Source organism: Stutzerimonas urumqiensis, from assembly GCF_003640395.1.
GTDB classification, from domain to species: domain Bacteria; phylum Pseudomonadota; class Gammaproteobacteria; order Pseudomonadales; family Pseudomonadaceae; genus Stutzerimonas; species Stutzerimonas urumqiensis.
The window spans coordinates 229,597-252,571 of sequence record NZ_RBZQ01000006.1; the positions used below are offsets into that span (position 1 = coordinate 229,597).

Below are 22,975 nucleotides of genomic sequence, written 5' to 3' on the forward strand. Positions count from 1 at the left end.
GCGGGTTCGGGCGGCTAGCTTAACGCGGGGCCAGGGGCAATCAACCGTACGGCCAGTCTTGCATGCGGATTAATGCCGGGCTTCCGACGAACGCCCCTCTTCGGGCCGATCGATGGCCGTGATGATGCGCGCGGCGTTCGGCGCAAGTGCCTTCTGCTACTATGCGCGGCCTGTTTTCGGAGGTACCCATGACCCTGCTCAAGTTCACCGACGTGTCCCTCGCCTACGGCACTACGCCGCTGCTGGATCATGTGTCCTGGCAGATCGCGCGCGGGGAGCGGGTCTGCATCATCGGCCGCAACGGAGCCGGCAAATCGAGCCTGCTGCGCCTGGTGCAGGGCGGTTCGCCGGACGATGGCGAGATCTGGCGAGCGCCTGGACTGAAGATCGGCGAGCTGCCGCAGGAGCTGCCGCGGGCCGATGCGCGTACCGTCTACGACGTCGTGGCCGAAGGGCTGACGGGCGTCGGCGAGCTGCTGGCCCGCTACCACCATCTGAGCCAGAACATCGTCACCGACGCCGACCTCCAGCAGCTGATGCATGTTCAGCAGGAGCTCGAGGCCCGTGACGGATGGCGTCTTGGGCAACTGGTCGAAAGCACGCTCAGCCGCTTGCAACTGCCGGCCGAGAAGACGCTGGCCGAGCTGTCCGGCGGTTGGCGTCGTCGCGTCCTGCTCGCCCAGGCGCTGGTCAGCGAGCCCGATCTGCTGCTGCTCGACGAACCCACCAACCATCTCGACATCGGCGCCATTGCCTGGCTCGAGGATGCGCTCGCCGGGTTCAATGGCGCGGTCCTGTTCATCACCCACGACCGCGCATTCCTGCAGAATCTCGCGACGCGGATTCTCGAGCTCGATCGCGGCAACCTGATCGACTGGAACGGCGACTACGCGAGCTTTCTCGTGCACAAGGAGCAGCAGCTCGCGGCCGAGGAAACGGCCAATGCGCTGTTCGACAAGAGGCTCGCGCAGGAAGAAGTCTGGATTCGCCAGGGCATCAAGGCTCGCCGTACCCGCAACGAAGGCCGCGTGCGGGCCCTCAAGGCGATGCGCGCCGAGCGCAGCGAGCGGCGCGAACGTCAGGGCAAGGCCAGTTTCCAGGTGGAATCCGCCGAGAAGTCCGGCAAGCAGGTCATCGTCGCCGAGCAGGTCTCGTTCGGTTACCCGGGCCAGCCGCCGCTGGTTCGCGATTTCTCGATGGTGCTCCAGCGCGGCGACCGCATCGGCCTGCTCGGCGCCAACGGTACCGGCAAGACCACCCTGCTCAAGCTGTTGCTCGGCGACCTGCAGCCGACCGAGGGCCGGATCGAGTTCGGCACCAAGCTCGAGGTCGCCTATTTCGACCAACTCCGCCATCAGCTCGAGCCGGAGAAGACGGTCATCGACAACCTCGCCGAGGGGCGCGAGTTCATCACCATCGATGGCCAGAACCGGCATGTCTTGAGCTATCTCGGCGACTTCCTCTTCAGCCCGCAGCGGGCACGCACGCCGGTAAAGGCGCTGTCCGGCGGAGAGCGCGCCCGGCTGTTGCTGGCCAAGCTGTTCAGCAAACCCGCGAACCTGCTGGTACTCGACGAGCCGACCAACGACCTCGACGTGGAAACGCTCGAGCTGCTCGAGGAGGTGCTGCTCGGGTTCCAGGGCACGGTATTGATGGTCAGCCACGACCGCGTGTTCCTCGACAACGTGGTGACCAGCACGCTGGTGTTCGAGGGCCAGGGCGTGGTACGCGAGTATGTCGGCGGGTATCAGGACTGGCTCCGCCAGGGCGGCTCGACGCGGCTGCTTGGCGTCGGCGAAGGGCCGGGCAAGGCGGGGCAGGGGGCCGAGCCGTCGACCGCGCCGGAGCCCGCGCAGCCGACCAGCGCAGCCCAGCCGGCGGCACCAACGCCGCGTAAGAAGCTGAGCTACAAGTTGCAGCGTGAGCTGGAGGCGTTGCCCGGCGAGATCGAGCGTGTCGAGACGGCCCTGGCGGCAGCGCAGGCGGAAATCGCCGCGCCGACCTTCTACCAGCGACCTGCCGGCGAGACGACCGAGGTGCTCGCTCGCCTCGATGCCCTGCAGAACGAACTCGACCAGCTGCTGGAACGCTGGGCCGAGCTCGAGGACTAGTAAAGGCGGAGCCTCGGATGGCCATCGAATATCGGATCACGCTCGACGACGAGCACGAGTTCAACTACCGCATCGTGCTTGACCGGGTCCATGACCCGGAGTCGGCCGCTCGTGCGCCCGCCTGGACGCGCCTCGGGCATCATCAGTGCAGCAACTGCCCGCTGAGCAGGGAGCGCTTCGCCCACTGCCCGGCGGCGGTGGACCTGCACCGGGTGATCGAGGATTTCCAGGGCCTGCCTGCGATCCAGAAGGCGCACGTTCGCGTTCGTACGCCCGATCGCGAGTACGCGAAGCTGGTCGGGTTGGAGGAGGGGCTGCGGGCGCTATTGGGCGTGATCATGGCGACCAGTGCCTGCCCGGTGCTGTCGCGGCTGAGGCCGATGGCGCAGCAGCATCTGCCGTTCGCCAGCAACCAGGAGTTCGTGCTGCGTGCCGTCTCGCTCTACCTGACGCGGCAGTATTTCAACCTGCGCGAGGGGCGGCAGCCCGACTGGGAATTGCGCGGGCTGGTGGAGGCGTTCCAGGCCTTGCAGCTGGTCAATCAGGCGTTCTGGCAGCGCATTCACGACACCTGCAAGGGCGATTCGAACCTCAAGGCATTCCTGACATTTTTCTCGATGGCGTCGAGCCTGACGTATTCGCTCGAAGCGCAGCTGCGCAAGATACGCCCGCTCGTGATGATCACCGACGACGACATCGAGACCGCGTGATCCCGCGTGCCCGTTGCTGCGGGGCACGCGGGCGGCGGGCGCTCATTCCCCGCGGTTGAGCCGAACCGCAAGCACATCGCAGGGTGCGCCGTGCAGCACGTCATTGGCCGTCGAGCCCAGCAGTAGCGCCAGGCCGTGTCGGCCATGACTGCCGACCAGGATCAGATCGCAACCCTGTTCACGCGCCAGTCGGTGAATTTCCTGGCGTGGCTGGCCGTAGGCGAGGTGGCGCTGTTCGGAGGGCAGGCCCGCGTAGCGGCCGGCGAAGGTATCCAGCCGCTCGCGGGCCTGGTCGAACTGCTGTTGCTGCAGCATCGACAGGTCCATCGGCACGTCTCCGCCAAAGGCCATGGCCATCGGTTCGATCACATGCACCAGGGTGAGTTTGGCGCCGCTGGCGTTGGCCAGGTCCTGCGCGCGCTCGACTACGGGATGGCACTCGTCGTTAAGGTCGGTGGCAACCAGAATGTTCCGGTACGGCATGGTGTCTCCTCCTGAGCAAGTAGGTCTGTCGCAAGTATGGCACCGGCATGGCGGACATTCCCACCGCTGTGGCATTGCGGCATCTTGCGAGCGGTCGACGGCAGCCGCGACGGGGTTCGGGGACCGCGCGGAGGGCTGCTATCATGCCGGCCGGACCGAATGCGCGCTGCGACGATCCGTTCCACAGAGAGACTCCCATGCTGATCTTCGAAAACGATTACTCGATGGCCTGGGCCGCTTACGGCATCGCTGCCCTGGGCTGCCTGCTGGTCTGGTTCCGGATGACGCGGCCGCTCTGGCGTTGGCTGCGCGAACCGCTGCGGCTGCTGGTCGCCGTGCTGCTGGCGACGCCGACCATCGTCGATGCCGAGCGCGAACTCTTCGCCCCGGCGATTGCCATCACGGCCCTCGATATCCTGCTTGACGTAGGCAACAACGCCTGGCGCGCGGTCGCCGACCTGGCGTTGTATGGTTTCATCGCCTTCGCGCTTTACCTCATTCTGGCGGGGGTGCGCTGGCTGTTCGAGCGTCGGCGGGCGCACCGTGGCGAACCCGCGCAGCCCGCCGAGGCGGATGGGCGAACGCTGCGCGAGCGGCTGGCCGATGGCGAACGCTTCGATGGGCCACGCGCAAGCTTCGGCGGCGCGGGGGGACCGCGCGTCGAGCCACGGCTCTAGCGAACCTCACACCGAGACGACCCGTCGAATCGATAACGGCCCGGGGACCAGCAGATGTGCGAATTGCTAGGCATGAGCGCCAACGTACCGACCGACATCGTGTTCAGCTTCACCGGCCTGATGCAGCGCGGCGGCAAGACCGGCCCGCACAAGGACGGCTGGGGGCTGGCCTTCTACGAGGGCAAGGGCTTGCGGCTGTTCCAGGACCCGGTGGCCAGCTGCGAGTCGGAGGTCGCCAAGATGGTCCAGCACTACCTGATCAAGAGCGAGGTGGTGATCGGCCACATTCGCCAGGCCAACGTCGGCAAGGTGTCGCTGGTCAATACGCATCCGTTCGTGCGCGAGCTCTGGGGCCGGAACTGGTGCTTTGCGCACAACGGCCAACTGGCCGATTTCCGGCCCGCGCAGGGGCACTATCGGCCGGTCGGCGAAACCGACAGCGAGCTGGCGTTCTGCGACCTGCTCAACCGCATTCGCCACGACTTTCCCGAGCCGTGCGCGGCTGAGGCCATCTTGCCGATCATGGTCGAGGCCTGTGCGCAGTACCGCTCGCATGGGGTGTTCAACTGCCTGCTGAGCAACGGCGACTGGCTGTTCAGCTTTTGCACCACCAAGCTGGTCGAGATCACCCGCAAAGCTCCGTTCGGCCATGCGCAGTTGCGGGATGCCGAGCTGACCGTCGACTTCCAGCATGAAACCACGCCCAAGGATGTGGTCACGGTGCTGGCCACCGAGCCGCTTACCCAGAACGAAACCTGGACGACTCATCGCTCCGGTGAATGGAGCCTGTGGCGGCTGGGCGCCTGTGTCGCGCGCGGGCAGGTGGAGTCGCCGGCATGTTGAGAAGCTACCTGCGCCTGGTGGTGTTTGCGCTGGGATTGCTGGTGGGCGTGCAGGTGCCGGGCTTCATCGAGGCCTACGACCGCCACGTCGAGGCGAGGCGCCTGGAGGCGCAGGAAGGGTTGCAGGGCTTTCGGGAGACCGCTCGGCGGTTTTTCTCCGGCGACATGGCGGCGCTGGTCGAGCATTACCGCAACAGTGAGGATGCGGTGTTCCAGAGCGATGCGCAGAGCATCGAGCGGCTGGTCGAGCGTGCCCGCATCCTCGAACTGGAGTGGCGCGCCATGCAAGGGCCCTGGTACGCGCGCGTATGGCACCTGGCGTTCAGGGCCGATCGCTCGCTGATCGCCGAGGTCTGGCGGAGTTACCACTTCCAGGTTCTGCTCAGTCCGGCGGCCATCGCCTGGGGCTTGGGCTGCGCGCTCGTGCTGGCCTGGCTGGTGGAGTTGGCCGGTTTGCTGCTGTTTCGCCTGGCCGGCGGTCGGCGGCACCGTTCCCGGCGCCGTCGCCTGGCCTGATTGGTTCAACCGCGCGAGAGAAACCGCATCCCTTCTTCGAGCCCGCTGAGCGTCAGGGGGTACATCCGGTCCTCGACCAGTTCACGCACGATGCCGGTCGAGCTGGTATAGCCCCAGGTGTCCTTCGGGTAGGGATTGATCCAGACGAGCTTCTTGTACTTCTCCATGAAGCGCTGCATCCACACGTAGCCGGCTTCTTCGTTCCAGTGCTCGACGCTGCCGCCCGGCTGGGTGATCTCATAGGGGGCCATGGCCGCATCGCCGACGAACACTACTTTGTAATCCGGGCCGTACTTGTGCAGCAGGTCGAGCGTCGAAGTGCGCTCGGAAGTGCGGCGGAAGTTGTTCTTCCACACCGATTCATAGATGAAGTTGTGGAAGTAGAAGTACTCCAGGTGTTTGAACTCGGTCTTGCAGGCCGAGAACAGCTCCTCGCAGACCTTCACGTGGGCGTCCATCGAGCCGCCGATGTCGAACAGCAGCAGCAACTTGACCGTATTGCGTCGCTCGGGCCGCATCTGGATGTTGAGCAGGCCGGCGTCCTTGGCGGTGTGGTCGATGGTGCCGTCGATGTCCAGCTCCTCGGCGGCGCCTTCGCGCGCGAACTTGCGTAGCCGACGCAGGGCGATCTTGATGTTGCGGGTGCCGAGCTCGACCTGGTCGTCGAGGTTCTTGTATTCGCGCTGATCCCAGACTTTCACGGCTCGACCCTGGCGCTTGCCGGCGTCGCCGACGCGGATGCCCTCGGGATTGAAGCCGCCCGAGCCGAACGGGCTGGTGCCGCCGGTACCGATCCACTTGTTGCCGCCGGCGTGCTTCTCCTTTTGCTCCTCGAGGCGCTTCTTGAATTCCTCGATGAGCTTGTCGAGCCCGCCGAGTGACTGGATCTGCGCCTTTTCCTCGTCGGTCAGCAGCCGCTCGAATTCCTTGCGCAGCCATTCCTCGGGAATCAGTGCCTGCAAGTATTGGTCGAGGTTCTCCAGACCCTTGAAGTAGGCACCGAAGGCCCGGTCGAACTTATCGAAGTGGCGTTCGTCCTTGACCATGATGGTGCGGGCCAGAAAGTAGAACTCGTCCATGTCGGCGAAGACGACCTTGTGGTCGAGCGCATCGATCAGGTCGAGCAGTTCGCGCACTGAAACCGGCACCTTGGCCGCGCGCATTTCATTGAACAGGCCAAGCAGCATAGCTACCTCTGGCCGCGCCCGCTCCGGCGCGGCGGATGTGATGACTGTCAGGCGTCGTCCGCATGTTGCGGCAACCCGTCCCGGATCTCGTACCAGTCGGCTTTCGATCCGGTGTAAATGTGTGACTGCGGCGGCGGTGGCAGCGGCGAATCGAGGGTGCCCGCGGCAACGCCGACCTCATGCTCGCGATTGTCGACGAACTGGAGGTTCGCCCCGCAATGCTTGCAGAAGGTTCGCGTCACGTGCTCGGACGAGTGGTAGACGCCCAGCTCCTCCTTGCCCTCGGTGAAGTGAAAGCGATCCAGCGGCACGCTCGCGTAGGTGGCGAACGCCGCGCCATGCACCTTGCGGCACATGCTGCAGTGGCAATGAGTCAGCGAATCGATGTCCGCATCGATGCGGTATTTGACCGCGCCGCAAAGGCAGCTTCCGGTATGCATGTCGAATTCTCCAGCCGAGGGTTCGAACGGTGCCGGGGCGGTGGCGAATCGACTCAGCGGCTGGCGCGGCGGCTCATGAACGCCAGGCGTTCGAGCAGCTGGACATCCTGCTCGTTCTTCACCAGCGCGCCGGCCAGTGGCGGAATCGCCTTGGTCGGATCGCGCTCGCGCAGAACGGCTTCGCCGATTTCGTCTGCCATCAGCAGTTTCAACCAGTCGACCAGTTCCGAGGTCGAGGGTTTCTTCTTCAGGCCCGGCACCTTGCGCACGTCGAAGAAGATATCCAGCGCTTCGCTGACCAGCGATTGCTTGATGGCGGGGAAATGCACGTCGACGATCTTTTGCAGCGTGTCGCGATCGGGGAAGGCGATGTAATGAAAGAAGCAGCGGCGCAGGAAGGCGTCCGGCAGCTCCTTCTCGTTGTTCGAGGTGATGATGATGATCGGACGCTGCCTGGCCTTGATGGTCTCGTTCGTCTCGTAGACGAAGAATTCCATCTTGTCGAGTTCCTGCAACAGGTCGTTGGGGAATTCGATGTCCGCCTTGTCGATTTCGTCGATCAGCAGGATCACGCGCTCCTCGGCTTCGAAGGCCTCCCAGAGCTTGCCCTTCTTGATGTAGTTCTTCACGTCGTGGACCTTGTCCACGCCCAGCTGCGAGTCGCGCAGACGGCTGACCGCGTCGTACTCGTACAGGCCCTGGTGCGCCTTGGTGGTCGACTTGATGTGCCAGGTGATCAGCTTGGCACCGAAGGATTCGGCCAGCTGCTCGGCGAGCATCGTCTTGCCGGTGCCGGGCTCGCCCTTGACCAGCAGGGGTCGTTGCAGGGTGATGGCGGCATTGACCGCGAGCTTCAGATCGTCGGTGGCGACGTAGGACTGAGTGCCTTCGAACTTCATTGGGATTTCCTTTGTGCTGGGGCCCGGGCTGACGCGTGAGCAGGCGATCGACTATACCGGCGGTCGCCGATGCTGTGAACGAAGTGCCGGCATTCAGTCACTGAATGATCGTTGCGCCCGCACCTGGCTGCGGGCGGCCCGTCATTGCTCGGGGTTTTCGAAGCGCGGCTGGAAGGCTTCGATGAAGGCGTTGCGCAGGATGGCAACGAACATCTGGAACGGGCTGACCTCCGGGTCTTTCAGGCTGCCATCGAGTTCGACGCGCGTCGCGACCTGATCCTTCGGCTGGTTCTGCAGGACGCTCTCCGCCGCGCCCACCAGGCCCTCCCAGACATTGCGCCAGAAGCCCTTGTCCTGCTGCTCGACGTCCTGTTGCCAGTCGAACACTTCGGCGTGGTGCAGCAGCGGCTTGATGTAGCCATCGAGCTGGCTGTCGACCACGTCGACCTCGACGACCAGATCGCCGGTGCCGCTCTTGAAATCGAAATTGGCGTAGGCACGGGCGAAGTCGTTCAGGCGGGTCAGTTGCACGTCGACGATGCGCAACATGAAATGGAAGTCCTCCATCCGCACCAGAGGGTCGAACTCGGCCTGCACATCCAGCGGCGCATGGGCGAGAAACAGTGCGCTGCCGACGAGGCTGGCGCTGCGCTTGGCCTGCGCGTCGCCCGCGTTGCTGAGCCCGTGGACGGTCAGGTCGATCTGGTTCGCATAGAGGTTGACCGGCGGCTCGGAGGTGAAATTGCGAAAGTGCACCGCGCCGTCGATGACTTCCACGATTTCCAGCCGGATCGGCACCATTTCGCGCAGCTTGTCGCGCCAGTCGACGCCTTCGCCGGTCTGGTCCTCTTCCCCTTCACCGTCGACGAAGTTCAGCTCGGGACTGTGCAGCGTCAGCTTCGCCACCAGTGCCCCATCGCCGAACAGCGACGCCCAGCTCACCGCGATGTCCACTTCCGGCACTTCCAGGAAGGGAATCTCCGCTTCGTCGGTCACCTGTTCGATGGTCAGCCCGTTGAGCTGGTAGGCGCCTCGCCAGAGCGAAATGTCGACGTCATCGATGTGCCCGGAATAACTGCCCATGTCCGCCATCTTCTCGTTGAGATAGTCGCGAACCAGGCCGGGCAACGCCACGCGCAAGGCCACCAGGAGCAGCGCGATGACGATCAGGGTGACGAGAGTGATGCGAGCTGACTTTCTCATGCCTAAACTGACTGCCTTCGGAAACAGGGGTTCAGCGTGTTCATCGCCCTTTTCCGCACCCACGGCACGCCAGGCAAACGACAAAGGAACAGTGACCATGAGCCGCATATACACAGATAACGCACAGTCGATCGGCAACACGCCGCTGGTCCGGATCAACCGGCTGGGCCCGCAGGGCGTGACGCTGCTGGCCAAGGTCGAGGGTCGCAACCCGGCGTACTCGGTCAAGTGCCGCATCGGCGCGAGCATGATCTGGGCGGCAGAGGAGTCGGGCCGTCTCAAGCCCGGCATGACCATCGTCGAGCCGACTTCCGGCAACACCGGCATCGGCCTGGCATTCGTCGCGGCGGCCAAGGGCTACAAGCTGATGCTGACCATGCCGGCCTCCATGAGCCTGGAACGGCGCAAGGTGCTCAAGGCGCTGGGCGCGGAACTGGTGCTGACGGAGCCGGCCAAGGGCATGAAGGGTGCGATCGAGAAGGCCGCGGAGATCGCCAACGCCGATCCGGCGCAGTATTTCCTGCCGCAACAGTTCGAGAACCCGGCCAACCCGGCGATCCACGAGAAAACCACCGGGCCGGAAATCTGGAACGACACGGACGGTGCGATCGACGTGCTGGTTGCCGGCGTCGGCACGGGCGGAACCATCACCGGCGTGTCGCGTTACATCAAGGGGACGCAGGGCAAGCCGATCCTGTCGGTGGCGGTCGAGCCGGCGGCGTCGCCGATCATCACCCAGGCGATGGCTGGCGACGAACTCAAGCCCAGCCCGCACAAGATCCAGGGGCTCGGTGCCGGGTTCATCCCGAAGAACCTGGACCTCTCGATGGTCGACCGCGCCCTGTGCGTGACTGACGAGGAATCCAAGGAGATGGCCCTGCGCCTGATGCGCGAAGAGGGCATGCTCTGCGGCATTTCGGGAGGCGCCGCCGTGGCTGCGGCGGTCCGGCTGGCCCAGGAGCCCGACATGCAGGGCAAGACGATCGTCGTGGTGCTGCCCGATTCGGGCGAGCGCTACCTGTCGAGCATGCTGTTTGCCGACCTGTTCACCGACCAGGAAATGGTGCAGTAAGGCCCACGGCGCCAGGCCGCTTGTTGGGCCTGGCGCCGGTGTCTGCGATCAGGGTGCGCGCCGCTCCGGCTCCAACTCGGCGGTTTGCACCTCCGAGGGTATAGCCGGCTCCGGCTCGGCCGGCGCGGGCTTGAGAACCAGCCACAGCGCGATGGCGATCAGCGTGCCGCCTTGCAGGTAAGCCCAGGACAGCGGCTCGTCCAGCAGCAGGACGCCCCAGAACACGCCGAACGGTGGGATCAGGAAGGTCACGGTCAGCGTACGTACCGGGCCGATATCGGCGAGCAGGCGGAAATAGAGGATGTAGGCGAAGGCCGTGCAACCGATCCCCAAGGCCAGCAGGCTTGCCCAGAGCGTGCCGTCGCCCCAGGAGGCCGGCGGTTCGATCGCGACCGACACACCGAACAACGGTAGCATCGCCAGGGCGGCGCCGGCCTGGCTGGCGAAGGCCACCAGGCGGCTGTCCAGACCGCCGCGGTCGTTGATCCAGCGGCGGGTGAGGAAGCCGCCCAGGCCATAGCAGGCGGTCGCACCGAGACAGGCGAGGGCGCCGACCAATAATTCCATGTCGTAGGCCACCGGCCCGGTGCGGGTCAGCAGCGCAACGCCCACCAGCCCGAAGCAGACCCCGGCCAGCTTGGCGCCGGTCATCTTCTCGGCGAAGAGCAGCGCACCGATCAGCACGCCCATCAAAGGCGTCGTGGCGTTGAAGATCGCCGAGTAGCCGGCCGGCAGCAACTGTGCCGCGACCGCGTAGCAGGCGAAGGGAATGCCGGAATTCACCACGCCGAGTACCAGGCAGGCGCCCAGCTTGCCGTCGAACGACCAGCGCGTTCGCATCGCCAGCAGGATGGCCAGGAGCCCGACCGTCGCCAGCAGCACGCGGAAGAACGCCGTCGGGAAGGTGCCGAGCACCGGCGCGATGATGCGCATGAACAGAAAGCTGGCGCCCCAGATGGCGGCCAGGCCGGTGAGACGAAGCAGATCGAGGGTACGCATGCGAGCGACTCCAGAGGGACCTGGCCAGTCTCGTCCGCGCATCCGTGAGTGGCAATCCGAATCCTGCTCATCGAGTTCGCGACCAAGCCGACATGCGGCACCAGCGGACAGATGGCAGTTCTCCAGAAAGGTGGGCTGAAGCCCACCCTGCCGGCAGCCCGGACAATGAGTGGGTTCTGCGCATGCCGTCGTGGCCCAAGGACGCCTTCGCCTCCTCGGCGTCATCATCGCGACCAAAGTGCTGCTTTCCTTGCCCTGGTCCGCTGGCTACTCTCGCCGTCCAGGCTCCCTGAGAGAACGCTCCATGTCACAGCAATGGCCGGCCGCGGAGATCGCCCGCCGCATCCTTCTCGGTTTCGATGATTATCGCGACCATTTCCGCCAGATCACCGAGGGCGCGCGGCAGCGCTTCGAACAGGCGCAGTGGCAGGAGGCGCAGCAGGCCTCCGCTGCGCGGATTCGGCTCTACGAGGAGAAGGTCGCCGAGACCGGCGAGGCGCTGCGTGCGCACTTCGCTGACCTGGATCTGTTGCAGGTCGAGCGCTGGCCCGAGGTCAAGCAGGCCTACATCGACCTGATTGACGTGCGGCTGGACGATGAGCTGTCCGAGACCTGGTACAACTCGATCTTCTGCTGCCTGTTCAGCCATGACTGCATCAGCGACAACACTATGTTCATCCACAGCACGCGTCCGGCCGTGCGCCTTCATGCGCGCCCGGCGCAGACACGCGTGTACCGGCCGGCGGGCGATCTGGCCGGCATGCTGCGGCGGATGCTCGACGAGTACGCCTTCGCCGTGCCTTACGAGGACATCGATCGGGACGTCGAGCGCCTGCTCGGCGAGCTGGTCGACTGCCTGCCCGACTGGGTCTGCAAGGACCCGCAGCTGACCGTCGAGCTGTTCTCCTCGGTGCTCTATCGCAACAAGGGCGCCTATCTGGTCGGGCGCATCCAGACGCTCGACGAGCAATGGCCGCTGGTGATTCCGCTGCTCAACCGCGAAGGCCGCGGCATCGTCCCCGACACGCTGATCACCGACGAGGCCGAGGTTTCGATCATCTTTTCCTTCACCCGCTCGTACTTCATGGTGGAAGTGCCGGTTCCGGCGGAGTTCATCGGCTTTCTCAAGCGCATCCTGCCCGGCAAGCACATCGCCGAGCTGTATACCTCCATCGGCTTCTACAAACAGGGCAAGTCGGAGTTCTACCGCGCGCTGATCAACCACCTGGCGACGACCGACGACCGCTTCGTCATGGCGCCGGGCGTGCGCGGCATGGTCATGAGCGTGTTCACGCTGCCGGGCTTCAACACGGTGTTCAAGATCGTCAAGGACCGTTTCTCGCCGACCAAGAACATCAGCCGCGACACCGTCATCGAGAAGTACCGGCTGGTGAAGAACGTCGACCGCGTCGGGCGGATGGCCGATACCCAGGAGTTCGCCGACTTCCGCTTTCCGCTGGCCAAGTTCGAGCCGGAGTGCCTGGCCGAGCTGCTGGAGGTCGCGCCCTCGACCGTGGTGGTGGAGGGCGACACCGTGCTGATCCGCCATTGCTGGACCGAACGCCGCATGACGCCGCTCAACCTCTATCTGGAATCGGCCAGCGAACAGCAGACCCTCCAGGCGCTGGAAGACTACGGGCTGGCGATCAAGCAACTGGCCGCGGCGAACATCTTCCCGGGCGACATGCTGCTCAAGAACTTCGGCGTCACCCGGCACGGCCGCGTGGTGTTCTACGACTACGACGAGATCTGCTACCTGACCGAGGTGAATTTTCGCTACATCCCGGAGGCGCGTTACCCCGAGGACGAGTTGTCCTCGGAGCCCTGGTACTCGGTCGGGCCGAACGACGTCTTTCCCGAGGAGTTCCCGCGCTTCCTGTTCGCCGACCAGGCCCAACGCCGGTTGTTCGCGCGGCTGCATGGCGATCTGTACGACGCCGACTACTGGAAGAGCCTTCAGCAGGCCATCAATGCGGGCAAGGTGATCGATGTCTTTCCCTACCGGCGCAGGGCGTCGGATGCCGAGCGAACCCATCGAGCGGAGCATTGATCGCCGATCGCTGTCCATTGCAGGCTCGCCGGTTCGCCGGCAGGCCCAAGACGATAAGGCCGTGCGTCGACACGGCCTGTTTTGCCTGGGTGCGAATCCCTCTAGCCGAACAAGGACAGTGCCGTGTCGTTTCACACCAATCACAACACCTGCGGCGCCTGGCTGCTGGCCGCGGCCACAGCCGGCCTGTCGCCGCTCGCCTGCGCCCAGGAGGCGCTCGAGACCGAGCCGCTGATCATCACCGCGCCGCGCACCGAGTCGGCCTGGATTCGCACGCCGGCCGCCGTCGGTAGCGTGTCGTCCGCCGATGTCGAAGGCGAGCAGCGGCTTGCGCTCGATCGTCTGCTGGCGCCAATCCCCGGCGTGCTGACGCAGAACCGCTACAACCTGGCCCAGGGCATGCGCCTGTCGATTCGCGGTTTCGGCGCGCGGGCGAGCTTTGGCGTGCGGGGCGTGCGGGTGCTGGTCGATGGCGTACCGCTGACCATGCCTGATGGGCAGACCGAACTGGACGGCCTGGACCTCGGTTTGGTGGAAAATGTCGAGGTCCTGCGTGGCCCGGCTTCGACGCTGTACGGCAACGCCGCCGGTGGCGTGCTGCTGATCGAGACCCGCGAGCCTCCGGCCGTGCCTTATACGCAACTCGACCTGAGCGTCGGCGAGCTGGGCTATCGCCGGGCGCGTGTCGAGGCCGGCACCAGCGTGGGCGACTGGGGCGGGCTGGTCGCGTTCAGCCGGACCGAGCTCGACGGCTATCGCGAGCACGGCTACGCCGAGACCTACAACGTCACCGGCAAGCTGAAGTGGTACGCCACCGCCGGCCAGCTGGGATTGACCGTGAATGCCATCGACAACCGCATCGAGGATCCGGGCGGCCTGCGGATAGGCGAGGTCCGTGCGGATCGCGATCAGGCGGCGCCGAACAACCTGCGCTTCGGCGGCGACGAGACGATTCGCCAGCAGCGCATGGCGCTGATCTGGGATGGCTACGCACCGGGCGAGGACAGCTACCGGCTGCGCACCTGGTACGGGCATCGCGATTTCGCCAACCGCCTGCCGTTCCAGGACGGCGGGCAGGGCGCGTTCGACCGGCATTTCGCCGGCGCCAGCGCGCAGTACACCCATCGCACCACCGCATTCGGCCTGCCGCATGCCGTGACCGGCGGGGTGGATGTGGAGGCGCAACGCGATAACCGCACGCGTCATGACAATCTGCTCGGCGAGCGCGGCGCACTGACCAGCGACCAGCGTGAAAAAGCCGACAGCTGGGCGTTGTTCGTCGAAGACCAGGTCAGCCTGGGCGAACGCTGGCTGGCGGCGCTTGGCGCCCGCTATGACGTGGTCGAACTGGAAGTCGACGATGCCTTCGTGACGGCCACCGATCCGGACGAATCCGGTTCGCGCAGGCTCGAGGACTGGAACTACAGTGCCGGCCTTAGTTACCGGCTCGATGCGCACCACAGTCTCTACGGCCGTGTTGCCACCTCCTTCGAGACGCCGACCATCAACGAGCTGGCCAACCCGGCCGGCGGCGGCTTCAACCCGTCGCTGGGCCCGGCGCAGGCGTTCAACCGTGAGGTTGGGCTGAAGGGCGAGTGGTCCGATCTGCGCTACGAGGTCGCGATCTTCCGCGTCGATATCGAAGACGAGCTGGTGCCCTACACTCTGGCAGGGCAGGCCGGGCGCAGCTATTACCGCAACGCCGGCGAATCGCGCCGCGACGGCCTCGAGGCGAGCCTGGACTGGCGCTTCGCGCCGAGCTGGCAGCTCATCGCGGCCTACACCCTCAACGACTTCGAGTACGTCGACTACCGGACCGAGGACGGTGTGTTCGACGGCAACCGGCTGCCGGGCATCGCCCGCCAGGCGCTGTTCACCGAACTGGCCTACGAACGCGACGGCTGGTACGGCCGCATCAACCTCAATGCCTTCGGCCCCCAGTACGCCGACGATGCCAACCAGACCCGCATCGGCGGCTATGCGCTGATCAACCTGCGGCTGGGCAAGCGCTTCGAATGGGCCGGCCAGCAGTTCGAGCCTTACCTCGGTATCGACAACCTGGCCGACCGGGACTACTACGACAATATCCGTATCAACGCGACCTTCGGCCGCTACTTCGAGCCGGGGCCGGGGCGCACCCTCTACGCCGGGCTCAAGGCGACGTTCTGACCGTATGACTCCGCCCGGCGAACTCATGTCGGCGGTACCGGTCGCACCTTATGAGGGCCGGCGCATCGGTGACGATGCGAGGCCTCCGATGTCGGGCCAGGCGGCACGGCCCGAGCGGCGCTGGCTGCGGCCGGCGCAGGAGCGGGCGTCACGGAATGAATCAAGTCGCCGCACCGGTGGCAATGGGCTAGGCTGTCAGGCAGGCAGCATGCGCCGCCGGCGGTACCCAACCATTGCGTTGTAGGAGGGTCGATTCATGAAAGCATGGCTCAATCGTGTCAGCTGGAACCTGGCGGTGCTGTTGGGGTGGGTCGAACCCCCGCGGCCGCAGCCGATTCCGGTCCGGGTCCAGCCTCGCCGGGCGCCGCCGCGCCGTTGAGCCTGCCCCGTCAGGCGGTGTGCTCCAGCACGGAGACCGCCGCCTGAGCCGCCACCTCACCGATCACCAGAATCGCCGGGCTCTTGAGCGCGAAGGTGAGCGCGTGGGCGGCCATTTCGCCGAGCGTCGTGCGGCATTCGCGTTGCTGTGGCAGTGAGGCATTTTCGATCATCGCCACAGGTGTCGACGCGGGGAGCCCACCGTCGAGCAATCCACTCTGAACCTGCTCCAGCCGCGCCACGCCCATGTACACGACCAGCGTCGTGCCGGTGTTGGCCAGCGCCCGCCACTGGAGGCTGCTTTCGTCGAGCGTGTGGGCGGTGACCAGCGTGACGCCCCGTGCCACGCCACGGTGCGTGAGCGAGATGCCGCATTGCGTGGCCCCGGCCAGTCCGGCGGTGATGCCGTTGACCAGCTCGACCTCGATCCCGCGTGCGGCCAGCCAATCGGCTTCTTCCTTGCCGCGTCCGAAGATGCAGGGGTCGCCGCCTTTCAGGCGCACCACGCACAGGCCCTGCCGCGCGTAGCGCGCCATCAGCCGATGGATGAACGCCTGCGGTGTCGAGCGACAGCCGCCGCGCTTGCCGACAGGAATCACCCGCGCGTTCGGGCAATGCTCGAGAACGGCGGGGTTGACCAGATCGTCGATCAGCACCACCTCGGCTTCACCCAGTGCGCGCACCGCCTTGAGCGTAAGCAACTCCGGATCGCCCGGACCCGCACCGACCAGCCAGACTTTCGCTGCCATGCCATTTCCTCGTCGGGCATTGCCCGTACCTCGTTTGCTTCCGGCGCCGCCGTGGGCGAGCGCCGATCGTCCTGTGCTACGCATCGACCGGCTGCCGAGCGATCAGGCGTCGGATTTCCGGGATGCAGGAGCCACATTGGGTGCCGCAGCCCAGCTCGCGCTTGAGGCCCTCGAGATCGAGCCCGGCGGCGATTCCGGCGCAGACACGCGCCTGGCTGATGTCCATGCAGTTGCACAGCGTCTTGCCGGCGGGAGCGGTCGTCGCCCGTGGCGCCTCGCTCAGCGGCGCGAGCAGCCAGGGTCGCAGCGCCGGGTCGAGTGTGCCGTCCTGCCAAAGCTGCTTGAGCCAATCCCGTGCAGCGGTTTCGCCCGCCAGGCGCAGCGACAGCAGGCGTCCCTGTTCCACGCGTACCCGCTTGCCGACGGCGCGGCGTGGATCGTCATAAGTCAGGACCGGTCCGTCGGCGAGATCCAGCAGGCGGTCGATCATCTCCAGCCATTCGCTGCCGGGCGCGTCCTGGCGTGCGGCGCGGATCACCAGGGCCGCGCGGTCCCGCCCGGCGAGCGAGAAGCTGGCGTAGTCAAAGCCTTCGAACATCGGCCGCACGGCTTCGAGCCGCGCCTGCACGCGGCCCTCGGCGAGCGCGAAGAAGTGCCACGGCAGGTCGACCCGTTCAATCTCGATGCCGGCGTGCTTGAGTTCCGGTTGCTGCGACAGGGGATCGCGCGCCGGCAGGGTCAGCGCGTTGATGCCAAGCCCTTTCAGAAAGCGGTCGCCCCAGTGCATCGGCACGAAGGCCTGCTCCGGCCGCAGGCTGGGATCGGCCTGCACCGGCAGCACGAGCCCGGCGCGGCGACTGCGCACGCGCACCAGCTCGCCCTCGACGAGGCCACGCTGCGCCAGCGTCTGCGGGTGCAGGCCGAGCAACGGCTGCTCGACGTGACCGAACAGCCGGGCCGCCGTGCCGGTGCGGCTCATGCCGTGCCAGTGGTCGCGCAGTCGGCCGGTGTTGAGCGTGAGCGGGTAACGCGTGTCGCGCGATTCAATCGGCGGAACGTAGGCATCGGCGATGAAGCGGGCTCGACCGCTAGGCGTCGGGAACCGTCCGGCGGCGTACAGGCGTGCGGTGCCCGTTGCGGCGCCGGTAGGGAAGGGCCACTGCTGCGGGCCGTGCACGTCGATCCGGGCGTAATCGAGGCCGCTGTAATCCAGATCGCGGCCGGCGGTGAGCGCCTTGTATTCCTCGAACAGGGCCTGGGGCGTCTGGAAGTCGAACAGACTTGGCGCCCCCGGACGCAGGTGACGCTCGAGGCGACGCGCGAAATCGCAGGCGATGGCCCAGTCAGGACGTGCCTCGCCGGGTGCGGGTACCGCCTGGCGCACGCGGCTGATGCGCCGCTCGGAGTTGGTCACCGTGCCGTCCTTTTCCCCCCAGCTCGCGGCCGGCAGCAGCAGATCGGCGTGGCGACAGGTTTCGGTCGTGGCGAAGGCTTCCTGCACCACCACGAAGGGGCAGGCGGCGAGCGCCTGGTGCACGCGCTGCTGATCGGGCAGCGACTGCGCGGGGTTGGTGCAGACGATCCACAGGGCCTTGATCCGCCCGTCATGCACCGCTTCGAACAGCTCGATCGCCGACAGCCCCGGCTGTGCCGGCACGGCGGGCACGCCCCAGTAGGCGGCGACCTCGGCACGGTGCGCGGGATCGGCGACTTCGCGATGCCCCGGCAGGAGGTTGGACAGGCTGCCCGTCTCGCGGCCGCCCATCGCATTGGGCTGGCCGGTGAGCGAGAAGGGGCCGGCGCCAACCCGGCCGATCTGGCCGGTGGCCAGGTGCAGGTTGATCAGCGCGCTGTTCTTCGCGCTGCCGGCGGTCGACTGGTTGAGCCCCATGCACCACAGGGACAGAAACGACGCCGCACCGCCGATCATTTGAGCGCAGGCGAAGAGGTCACGGACGTCGATACCACAGCGCTCGGCCACCTGCGCCGGCGTGTAATCCTGCACCAGCGCTTCGAGTGCGTCGAAGCCTTCGGTATGCGACGCGATGAAGCCGCGATCGACGTGTCCGTCCCGAAGCAGCAGGTGCAGCAAGCCGTGGAACAGCGCAACGTCGGTGCCTGGCAGGATCTGCAGGTGCAGGTCGGCCAGCTCGCAGGTGTCGGTGCGCCGCGGGTCGACGACGATCACTTTCATTTGCGGGCGCCTGGCACGAGCTTCTTCGAGCCGGCGGAACAGCACGGGGTGGGCGTAGGCCATGTTGCTGCCGGCGATGAGCAGGCAATCGGTCTGCTCGATGTCTTCGTAGCAGCACGGCGGTGCATCGGCGCCGAGGCTGCGCTTGTAGCCGACCACGGCCGAAGACATGCACAGGCGGGAGTTCGAATCGAGGTTGTTGGTGCCCACCAGGGCGCGGGCGAGCTTGTTGAAGGCGTAGTAGTCCTCGGTCAGCAACTGGCCGGATACGTAGAAGGCCACGCTCTCGGGCCCATGCTGGCGGAGCGTGTCGGCGAATACGCCGGCGGCATGGTCCAGCGCGCTGTCCCAGGCGACACGGCTGCGCGGCAGCCCCTTGCCCAGGCGCAACTCAGGGTGCAATGCACGCGCATCCAGGTCGCCGGTGAGGTGCAGGGTCGTGCCCTTGCTGCACAACCTGCCGAGGTTGGCGGGATGGGATGAATCGCCCGCGACACCGAGAATGCGCTCGCCGTCATGCTCGATCAGCACGCCACAACCGACGCCGCAGTAGCAGCAGGTCGAGGCCGTGGTTCGGGCGGGCCGGGTCATGCCGGTTGCTCCGAAACGGTAAGCCTGTGGGCGGTCGGGAGCGCCTGGCGGGCGAGGTCGGTGGTCGTTTCGCCGCTGCCGGTGACGCTGCCGCTGTCGGTGTGTTGATGCCCGGTCGGCCCGAACATCAGGCGATCGCGCAGGTCACTCAGGTTCCGGCGTTCGCGGACCTGGCGCAGGTACCAGCCGCTGTCGCGGGTATCGCCGTACAGGCAGGCGCCGACCAGCCGGTCGCCGCGCATGACAAGTTTCTTGTACACGCCGGCGACGGGGTCGCGCAGGGTGATGCTTTCGGTGCCTTCGCCGCCCAGGAAGTCGCCGGCCGAGAACAGGTCGATGCCGGTGACCTTCAGCTTGGTCGAAGTCACCGAGCCCTCGTAGCGCGAGAAGCCGAGCATCGCCAGGTGATTGGCGCAGACCCTGGCCTGCTCGAACAGCGGTGCGACCAGACCATAGCCGACGCCGCGGTGGCTGACGCATTCGCCGACGGCGTAGATGCGCGGGTCGTAGGTTTGCAGGGTGTCGTTGACCAGGATGCCGCGATGGCAGGGCAAGCCCGCCTGCTGGGCCAGTTCGCTGTTGGGGCGGATACCGGCGGCCATCACCACCAGGTCGGCCGGCAGGGTTTCGCCGTCGGCCAGGCGCACGGTGCGAACGCGGCCTCGCTCATCGCCGATCAGGTCGGTCGTCTGCCGGTTCAGCAGAAAGCGCAGGCCACGCGATTCCAGCTCCATCTGCAACAGCTCGGCGGCGGCGCGGTCGAGCTGGCGCTCCATCAGCCACTCGCCGAGGTGCACCACCGTGACGCTCATGCCGCGCAGGGCCAGCCCGTTGGCCGCTTCCAGGCCGAGCAGGCCACCGCCGATGACCACCGCATGGCGATGCGTGCGGGCGGTTCGCAGCATGGTCTCGGTGTCGGCGATGTCGCGGTAGCCGATGACGCCGTCCAGCCGGTTGCCGGGAATCGGCAGCGTGAAGGGCCGCGACCCGGTGGCAATGAGCAGGCGGTCGTAACGCGCTTCGGTGCCGTCGTCGGCGATGACGCGCCGGCGTACGCGGTCGATCGTCACCACGGTCCGCCCGGTCAGCAGGCGAATGCCGTTGGCCGCATACCAGGAGGTCGGGTTCAGGACGATGTCATCGAAGGTCCGCTCGCCCGCCAGGACCGGCGACAGCAGGATGCGGTTGTAGTTGGGGTGCGGCTCGGCGCCGAACACGGTGATGTCATAGAGCGCGGGCGAGAGCTCGAGCAGCTCCTCGAGCGTGCGGATGCCCGCCATGCCGTTGCCGATCACCACCAGTCTGAGTTTCTTCATGCCGTCCTCCGCGTCCGGTCTGCCGGATCGCGCTGTCGTATCGATGAAAAGGCGTCCGTCGGTTGCCCGTCAGGGGACGCCTTTGTCCCGATCCGCTCACTGGAAGGCGGCACCCAACGTTGGGGCCACGCTCGTTGCCGCAACCGTTGCACTGGCCGTGCCAACCCGGCGTCGATGCCCGCCTGATGGCGGTTGCAGGCGGTTGCCGGGCATTCGGCGGCCGCGCTGCTGCACCAGCTTGAAGCGATGGCGTACACCGCTGGTGCACGGCGCGCGAGGTTGACGCGCCACGGCGGGCGCTTCTACAGTTCGTCTCAGCGCCGATTTACACAGCTACTTGCGGGGCGCGGGAGCGAAGCTCTGATAAATACCGCTAAAGCGCTGGTTCGGTGCCGCCTCCCACCGCTTCCCAGCGGAACCCGTGAGGCGAGATTTCGAGATGACCCTACCCGCCACCCCCCTTCGTTTCGGACCGCTGGCCTCCGGGCTGCACCGCACGGCTTCGTCGCGCATTCTGCTGGTCGGCCGGCACCAACCCTCGCTGCTCAGGCGGCTGGATGGCTGGTCACGTCGATGTGGCCGACCGAATGCCTTTCTCATCCAGTTCAACGCGCCGGGCGAGCCGCTGCACCGGTTCGCCCGTGACAGCTTCGATCTGGCCGTGGTCGAGGCGCTGGACCCGTCGACACTCGCCGAACAGGTCCAGCAGCTGGTGCGTGTCGCCCGCCAGGGGCTGATCATGCGGCGCTGAGTCGTTGTCCGGGCGATCTCAAACGCGCGCAGCCGTGACCCGGGCCGAACCCCAGGTGGCACGCCAGCGCATCTTCACGGCATACAGGCCGAACCAGGCGAGCACGCCGAGCAGCGCGAACAGCCACAGCCCCATCTGATAACCACCGCTGTGCTGCTTGATCGCACCGAGGCCGGCGGTCAGGCAGAAGCCGCCGATGCCACCGGCCATGCCGATCAATCCGGTCATCACGCCGATCTCGCGGCTGAAGCGCTGCGGCACCAGCTGAAACACCGCACCGTTGCCGGCGCCCAGGCTGAGCATGGCGACGACGAACAGCGCGAGCGCCGCGACCGGATTCGGCAGGTCGAAGCCGACCGCCGCGATGGCGAGCGAAGCCAGCATGTACATCACCAGGAGGGCGCGAATTCCGCCGAAGTGGTCGGCCAGTGCGCCACCCAGCGGCCGCATGAGGCTGCCGGCGAACACGCAGGCGGCGGTGTAGTAGCCGGCCTTTACCGGGTCGAGGCCGTACTGGTCATGGAAGTAGCCGGGCAGGGTGCTGGCCAGGCCGAGAAAGCCGCCGAAGGTGATGCTGTAGAAAAACATGAACCACCAGCTGTCGCCGTCACCGAGCGCCTTGAGGTAATCGCCCAGCGACTTGGGCGCCGGTCGGTTCGGCGCGTTGCGGGCGAAGGTGGCGAACAGGCCGAGCGTCAGCACCAGCGGGATCAGCGCAAGACCGAATACGGCGTTCCAGCCGAACAGCGCCGCCAGACCCGGCGCGAACAGCGCGGCCAACACCGTGCCCGAGTTGCCGGCGCCGGCGATGCCCATCGCCTTGCCCTGATGCTGTGGCGGGTACCACTGCGACGCTAGCGGCAGCGCGACGGCGAACGACGCGCCCGCAATCCCGAGAAACAGCCCCAGCAGCAACGCCTGCTCGTAGGTATGCACGCCCATCAGCCAGGCCGCAGCCAGGGCGAGGATCACCAGCACCTGTCCGACGAGGCCGGCGGTCTTCGGCGCGGTGCGGTCGGCCAGCAAGCCCATGAACAGCCGCAGCACCGCGCCGGACAGGATCGGCGTCGCGACCATGAAGGCGCGTTGCTGGGTGGTCAGTTGCAGGTCGCTGGCGATCTGGACCCCAAGCGGTCCGAGCACGTACCAGACCATGAAACTCAGGTCGAAATAGAGAAAGGCGCAAAACAGGGTCGGCGCGTGGCCGGCTTTCCAGAAGCTCGTGGACATCGGAATACCTTCATGCGGGCTATGGCGTACCCCGTCGCTGATGCCGCGAGCGGGGGGTTAGATTGCGTGCGACAGTCGTCGCGCGACCCAACGCCGGGTCCTGGCGGCAACCGCCGTTGGTTGCCCGCGAAGGTGAGTTAGCAAGGGGCGCGCCAAACCCGCCAGGCGCGCCGCCGGCCGCCTTCATGGCCGCCAATGGGTTCGCACGAGCGCCGAAACGACGCGTGCGCGGGCCTGTGCGCCTCGTTGCGGGGCATCGGTCATCGCGAATGGCTGTGTCGCTCGGTCGGATGCGTTCTCGCCCGGAACACGCCGGCGCTGGCGGCATGACCCATCGGTCGGATTGCAAAGACGGCCGGATGCAGTAGGCTGCCGGAAGCGGAAAAAACGCGGATATCACAATAAGAA

The 22,975-nt window shown here is 66.4% G+C and carries 19 protein-coding genes and 1 pseudogene; 10 read left to right on the forward strand and 10 right to left on the reverse strand.

Going from position 1 to position 22,975, the window contains the following annotated elements; all coding sequences use genetic code 11:
- Positions 1-188 precede the first annotated feature (188 nt).
- Complete coding sequence (locus D7325_RS13695; protein WP_120996494.1) at positions 189-2,111, forward strand: ATP-binding cassette domain-containing protein; 1,923 nt, start codon at positions 189-191, stop codon at positions 2,109-2,111.
- A 17-nt stretch (positions 2,112-2,128) separates the two neighbouring features.
- Positions 2,129-2,821, forward strand: a complete 693-nt coding sequence (locus D7325_RS13700; protein ID WP_120996496.1) for a DUF6901 family protein — start codon at positions 2,129-2,131, stop codon at positions 2,819-2,821.
- Positions 2,822-2,863: 42 nt separating this feature from the next.
- On the opposite strand, the gene D7325_RS13705 is transcribed toward D7325_RS13700, so the two are convergent.
- Positions 2,864-3,304: a universal stress protein gene (locus D7325_RS13705; RefSeq protein ID WP_120996498.1), complete on the reverse strand. Its 441-nt coding sequence runs from the start codon at positions 3,302-3,304 to the stop codon at positions 2,864-2,866.
- 197 nt (positions 3,305-3,501) lie between these two features.
- On the opposite strand from D7325_RS13705, the gene D7325_RS13710 reads away from it, so the two are divergent.
- From D7325_RS13710 to D7325_RS13720, 3 genes are read left to right on the forward strand one after another with little or no spacing between them, the layout of a single operon-like run.
- Positions 3,502-3,981, forward strand: a complete 480-nt coding sequence (locus D7325_RS13710) for an MFS transporter (RefSeq protein ID WP_245962082.1) — start codon at positions 3,502-3,504, stop codon at positions 3,979-3,981.
- Between the two features lie 54 nt (positions 3,982-4,035).
- Positions 4,036-4,824, forward strand: coding sequence for a class II glutamine amidotransferase (locus tag D7325_RS13715; protein WP_120996500.1), 789 nt, complete (start codon positions 4,036-4,038; stop codon positions 4,822-4,824).
- Positions 4,818-5,339 (forward strand): DUF2937 family protein, encoded by a 522-nt coding sequence (locus D7325_RS13720; protein ID WP_120996502.1) that lies wholly within the window; start codon positions 4,818-4,820, stop codon positions 5,337-5,339. Before D7325_RS13715 ends, D7325_RS13720 begins: the two co-directional genes overlap by 7 nt.
- A 5-nt stretch (positions 5,340-5,344) precedes the next feature.
- On the opposite strand, the gene D7325_RS13725 is transcribed toward D7325_RS13720, so the two are convergent.
- The 4 genes from D7325_RS13725 to D7325_RS13740 form a co-directional block, all read right to left on the reverse strand.
- Positions 5,345-6,526: a vWA domain-containing protein gene (locus D7325_RS13725; protein ID WP_120996505.1), complete on the reverse strand. Its 1,182-nt coding sequence runs from the start codon at positions 6,524-6,526 to the stop codon at positions 5,345-5,347.
- Between the two features lie 47 nt (positions 6,527-6,573).
- Entirely contained in the window at positions 6,574-6,966 is a 393-nt protein-coding gene (locus D7325_RS13730; RefSeq protein ID WP_120996507.1) for a GFA family protein, read from the reverse strand.
- A 53-nt stretch (positions 6,967-7,019) separates the two neighbouring features.
- A complete protein-coding gene (locus D7325_RS13735) occupies positions 7,020-7,865 on the reverse strand; it encodes an AAA family ATPase (RefSeq protein ID WP_120996509.1) in 846 nt (281 codons plus the stop codon).
- A gap of 141 nt (positions 7,866-8,006) precedes the next feature.
- Positions 8,007-9,068 carry a DUF748 domain-containing protein gene (locus tag D7325_RS13740; protein ID WP_120996511.1) on the reverse strand — a complete coding sequence of 354 codons (1,062 nt, stop codon included), beginning with the start codon at positions 9,066-9,068 and terminating at the stop codon, positions 8,007-8,009.
- Between the two features lie 97 nt (positions 9,069-9,165).
- Between D7325_RS13740 and cysK the strand changes: the two genes are divergently transcribed.
- Positions 9,166-10,140 (forward strand): cysteine synthase A, encoded by a 975-nt coding sequence (cysK, locus tag D7325_RS13745; RefSeq protein WP_120996513.1) that lies wholly within the window; start codon positions 9,166-9,168, stop codon positions 10,138-10,140.
- Between the two features lie 48 nt (positions 10,141-10,188).
- Here cysK and D7325_RS13750 read toward each other — a convergent pair whose 3' ends face one another.
- Positions 10,189-11,139, reverse strand: coding sequence for a DMT family transporter (locus D7325_RS13750; RefSeq protein WP_120996515.1), 951 nt, complete (start codon positions 11,137-11,139; stop codon positions 10,189-10,191).
- A 304-nt stretch (positions 11,140-11,443) separates the two neighbouring features.
- On the opposite strand from D7325_RS13750, the gene aceK reads away from it, so the two are divergent.
- The 3 genes from aceK (at position 11,444) to D7325_RS19400 (ending at position 15,737) form a co-directional block, all read left to right on the forward strand.
- Positions 11,444-13,189, forward strand: a complete 1,746-nt coding sequence (gene aceK, locus D7325_RS13755) for a bifunctional isocitrate dehydrogenase kinase/phosphatase (protein ID WP_120996517.1) — start codon at positions 11,444-11,446, stop codon at positions 13,187-13,189.
- Positions 13,190-13,312: 123 nt separating this feature from the next.
- The gene (locus tag D7325_RS13760) at positions 13,313-15,358 is read left to right on the forward strand and encodes a TonB-dependent receptor family protein (protein WP_245962083.1); all 2,046 of its coding nucleotides are present in this window, start codon (positions 13,313-13,315) and stop codon (positions 15,356-15,358) included.
- Positions 15,359-15,614: 256 nt separating this feature from the next.
- Positions 15,615-15,737: a PA1414 family protein gene (locus D7325_RS19400; RefSeq protein ID WP_342769574.1), complete on the forward strand. Its 123-nt coding sequence runs from the start codon at positions 15,615-15,617 to the stop codon at positions 15,735-15,737.
- A gap of 10 nt (positions 15,738-15,747) precedes the next feature.
- Here D7325_RS19400 and cobA read toward each other — a convergent pair whose 3' ends face one another.
- The 3 genes and pseudogenes from cobA to D7325_RS13775 form a co-directional block, all read right to left on the reverse strand.
- Positions 15,748-16,485: a uroporphyrinogen-III C-methyltransferase gene (gene cobA, locus D7325_RS13765; RefSeq protein ID WP_120996519.1), complete on the reverse strand. Its 738-nt coding sequence runs from the start codon at positions 16,483-16,485 to the stop codon at positions 15,748-15,750.
- Between the two features lie 76 nt (positions 16,486-16,561).
- Positions 16,562-19,270 carry a nitrate reductase gene (locus D7325_RS13770; RefSeq protein WP_120996521.1) on the reverse strand — a complete coding sequence of 903 codons (2,709 nt, stop codon included), beginning with the start codon at positions 19,268-19,270 and terminating at the stop codon, positions 16,562-16,564.
- Positions 19,271-19,365: 95 nt separating this feature from the next.
- Positions 19,366-20,586: pseudogene (locus tag D7325_RS13775) on the reverse strand (NAD(P)/FAD-dependent oxidoreductase); the annotation flags it as partial.
- Positions 20,587-21,025: 439 nt separating this feature from the next.
- Here D7325_RS13775 and D7325_RS13780 point away from each other — a divergent pair.
- On the forward strand, positions 21,026-21,337 hold the full coding sequence (locus D7325_RS13780) for an aldo-keto reductase family protein (RefSeq protein ID WP_120996525.1): 312 nt from the start codon (positions 21,026-21,028) through the stop codon (positions 21,335-21,337).
- Positions 21,338-21,355: 18 nt separating this feature from the next.
- On the opposite strand, the gene D7325_RS13785 is transcribed toward D7325_RS13780, so the two are convergent.
- Positions 21,356-22,567 carry a nitrate/nitrite transporter gene (locus D7325_RS13785; protein ID WP_120996526.1) on the reverse strand — a complete coding sequence of 404 codons (1,212 nt, stop codon included), beginning with the start codon at positions 22,565-22,567 and terminating at the stop codon, positions 21,356-21,358.
- Between the last annotated feature and the right edge of the window lie 408 nt (positions 22,568-22,975).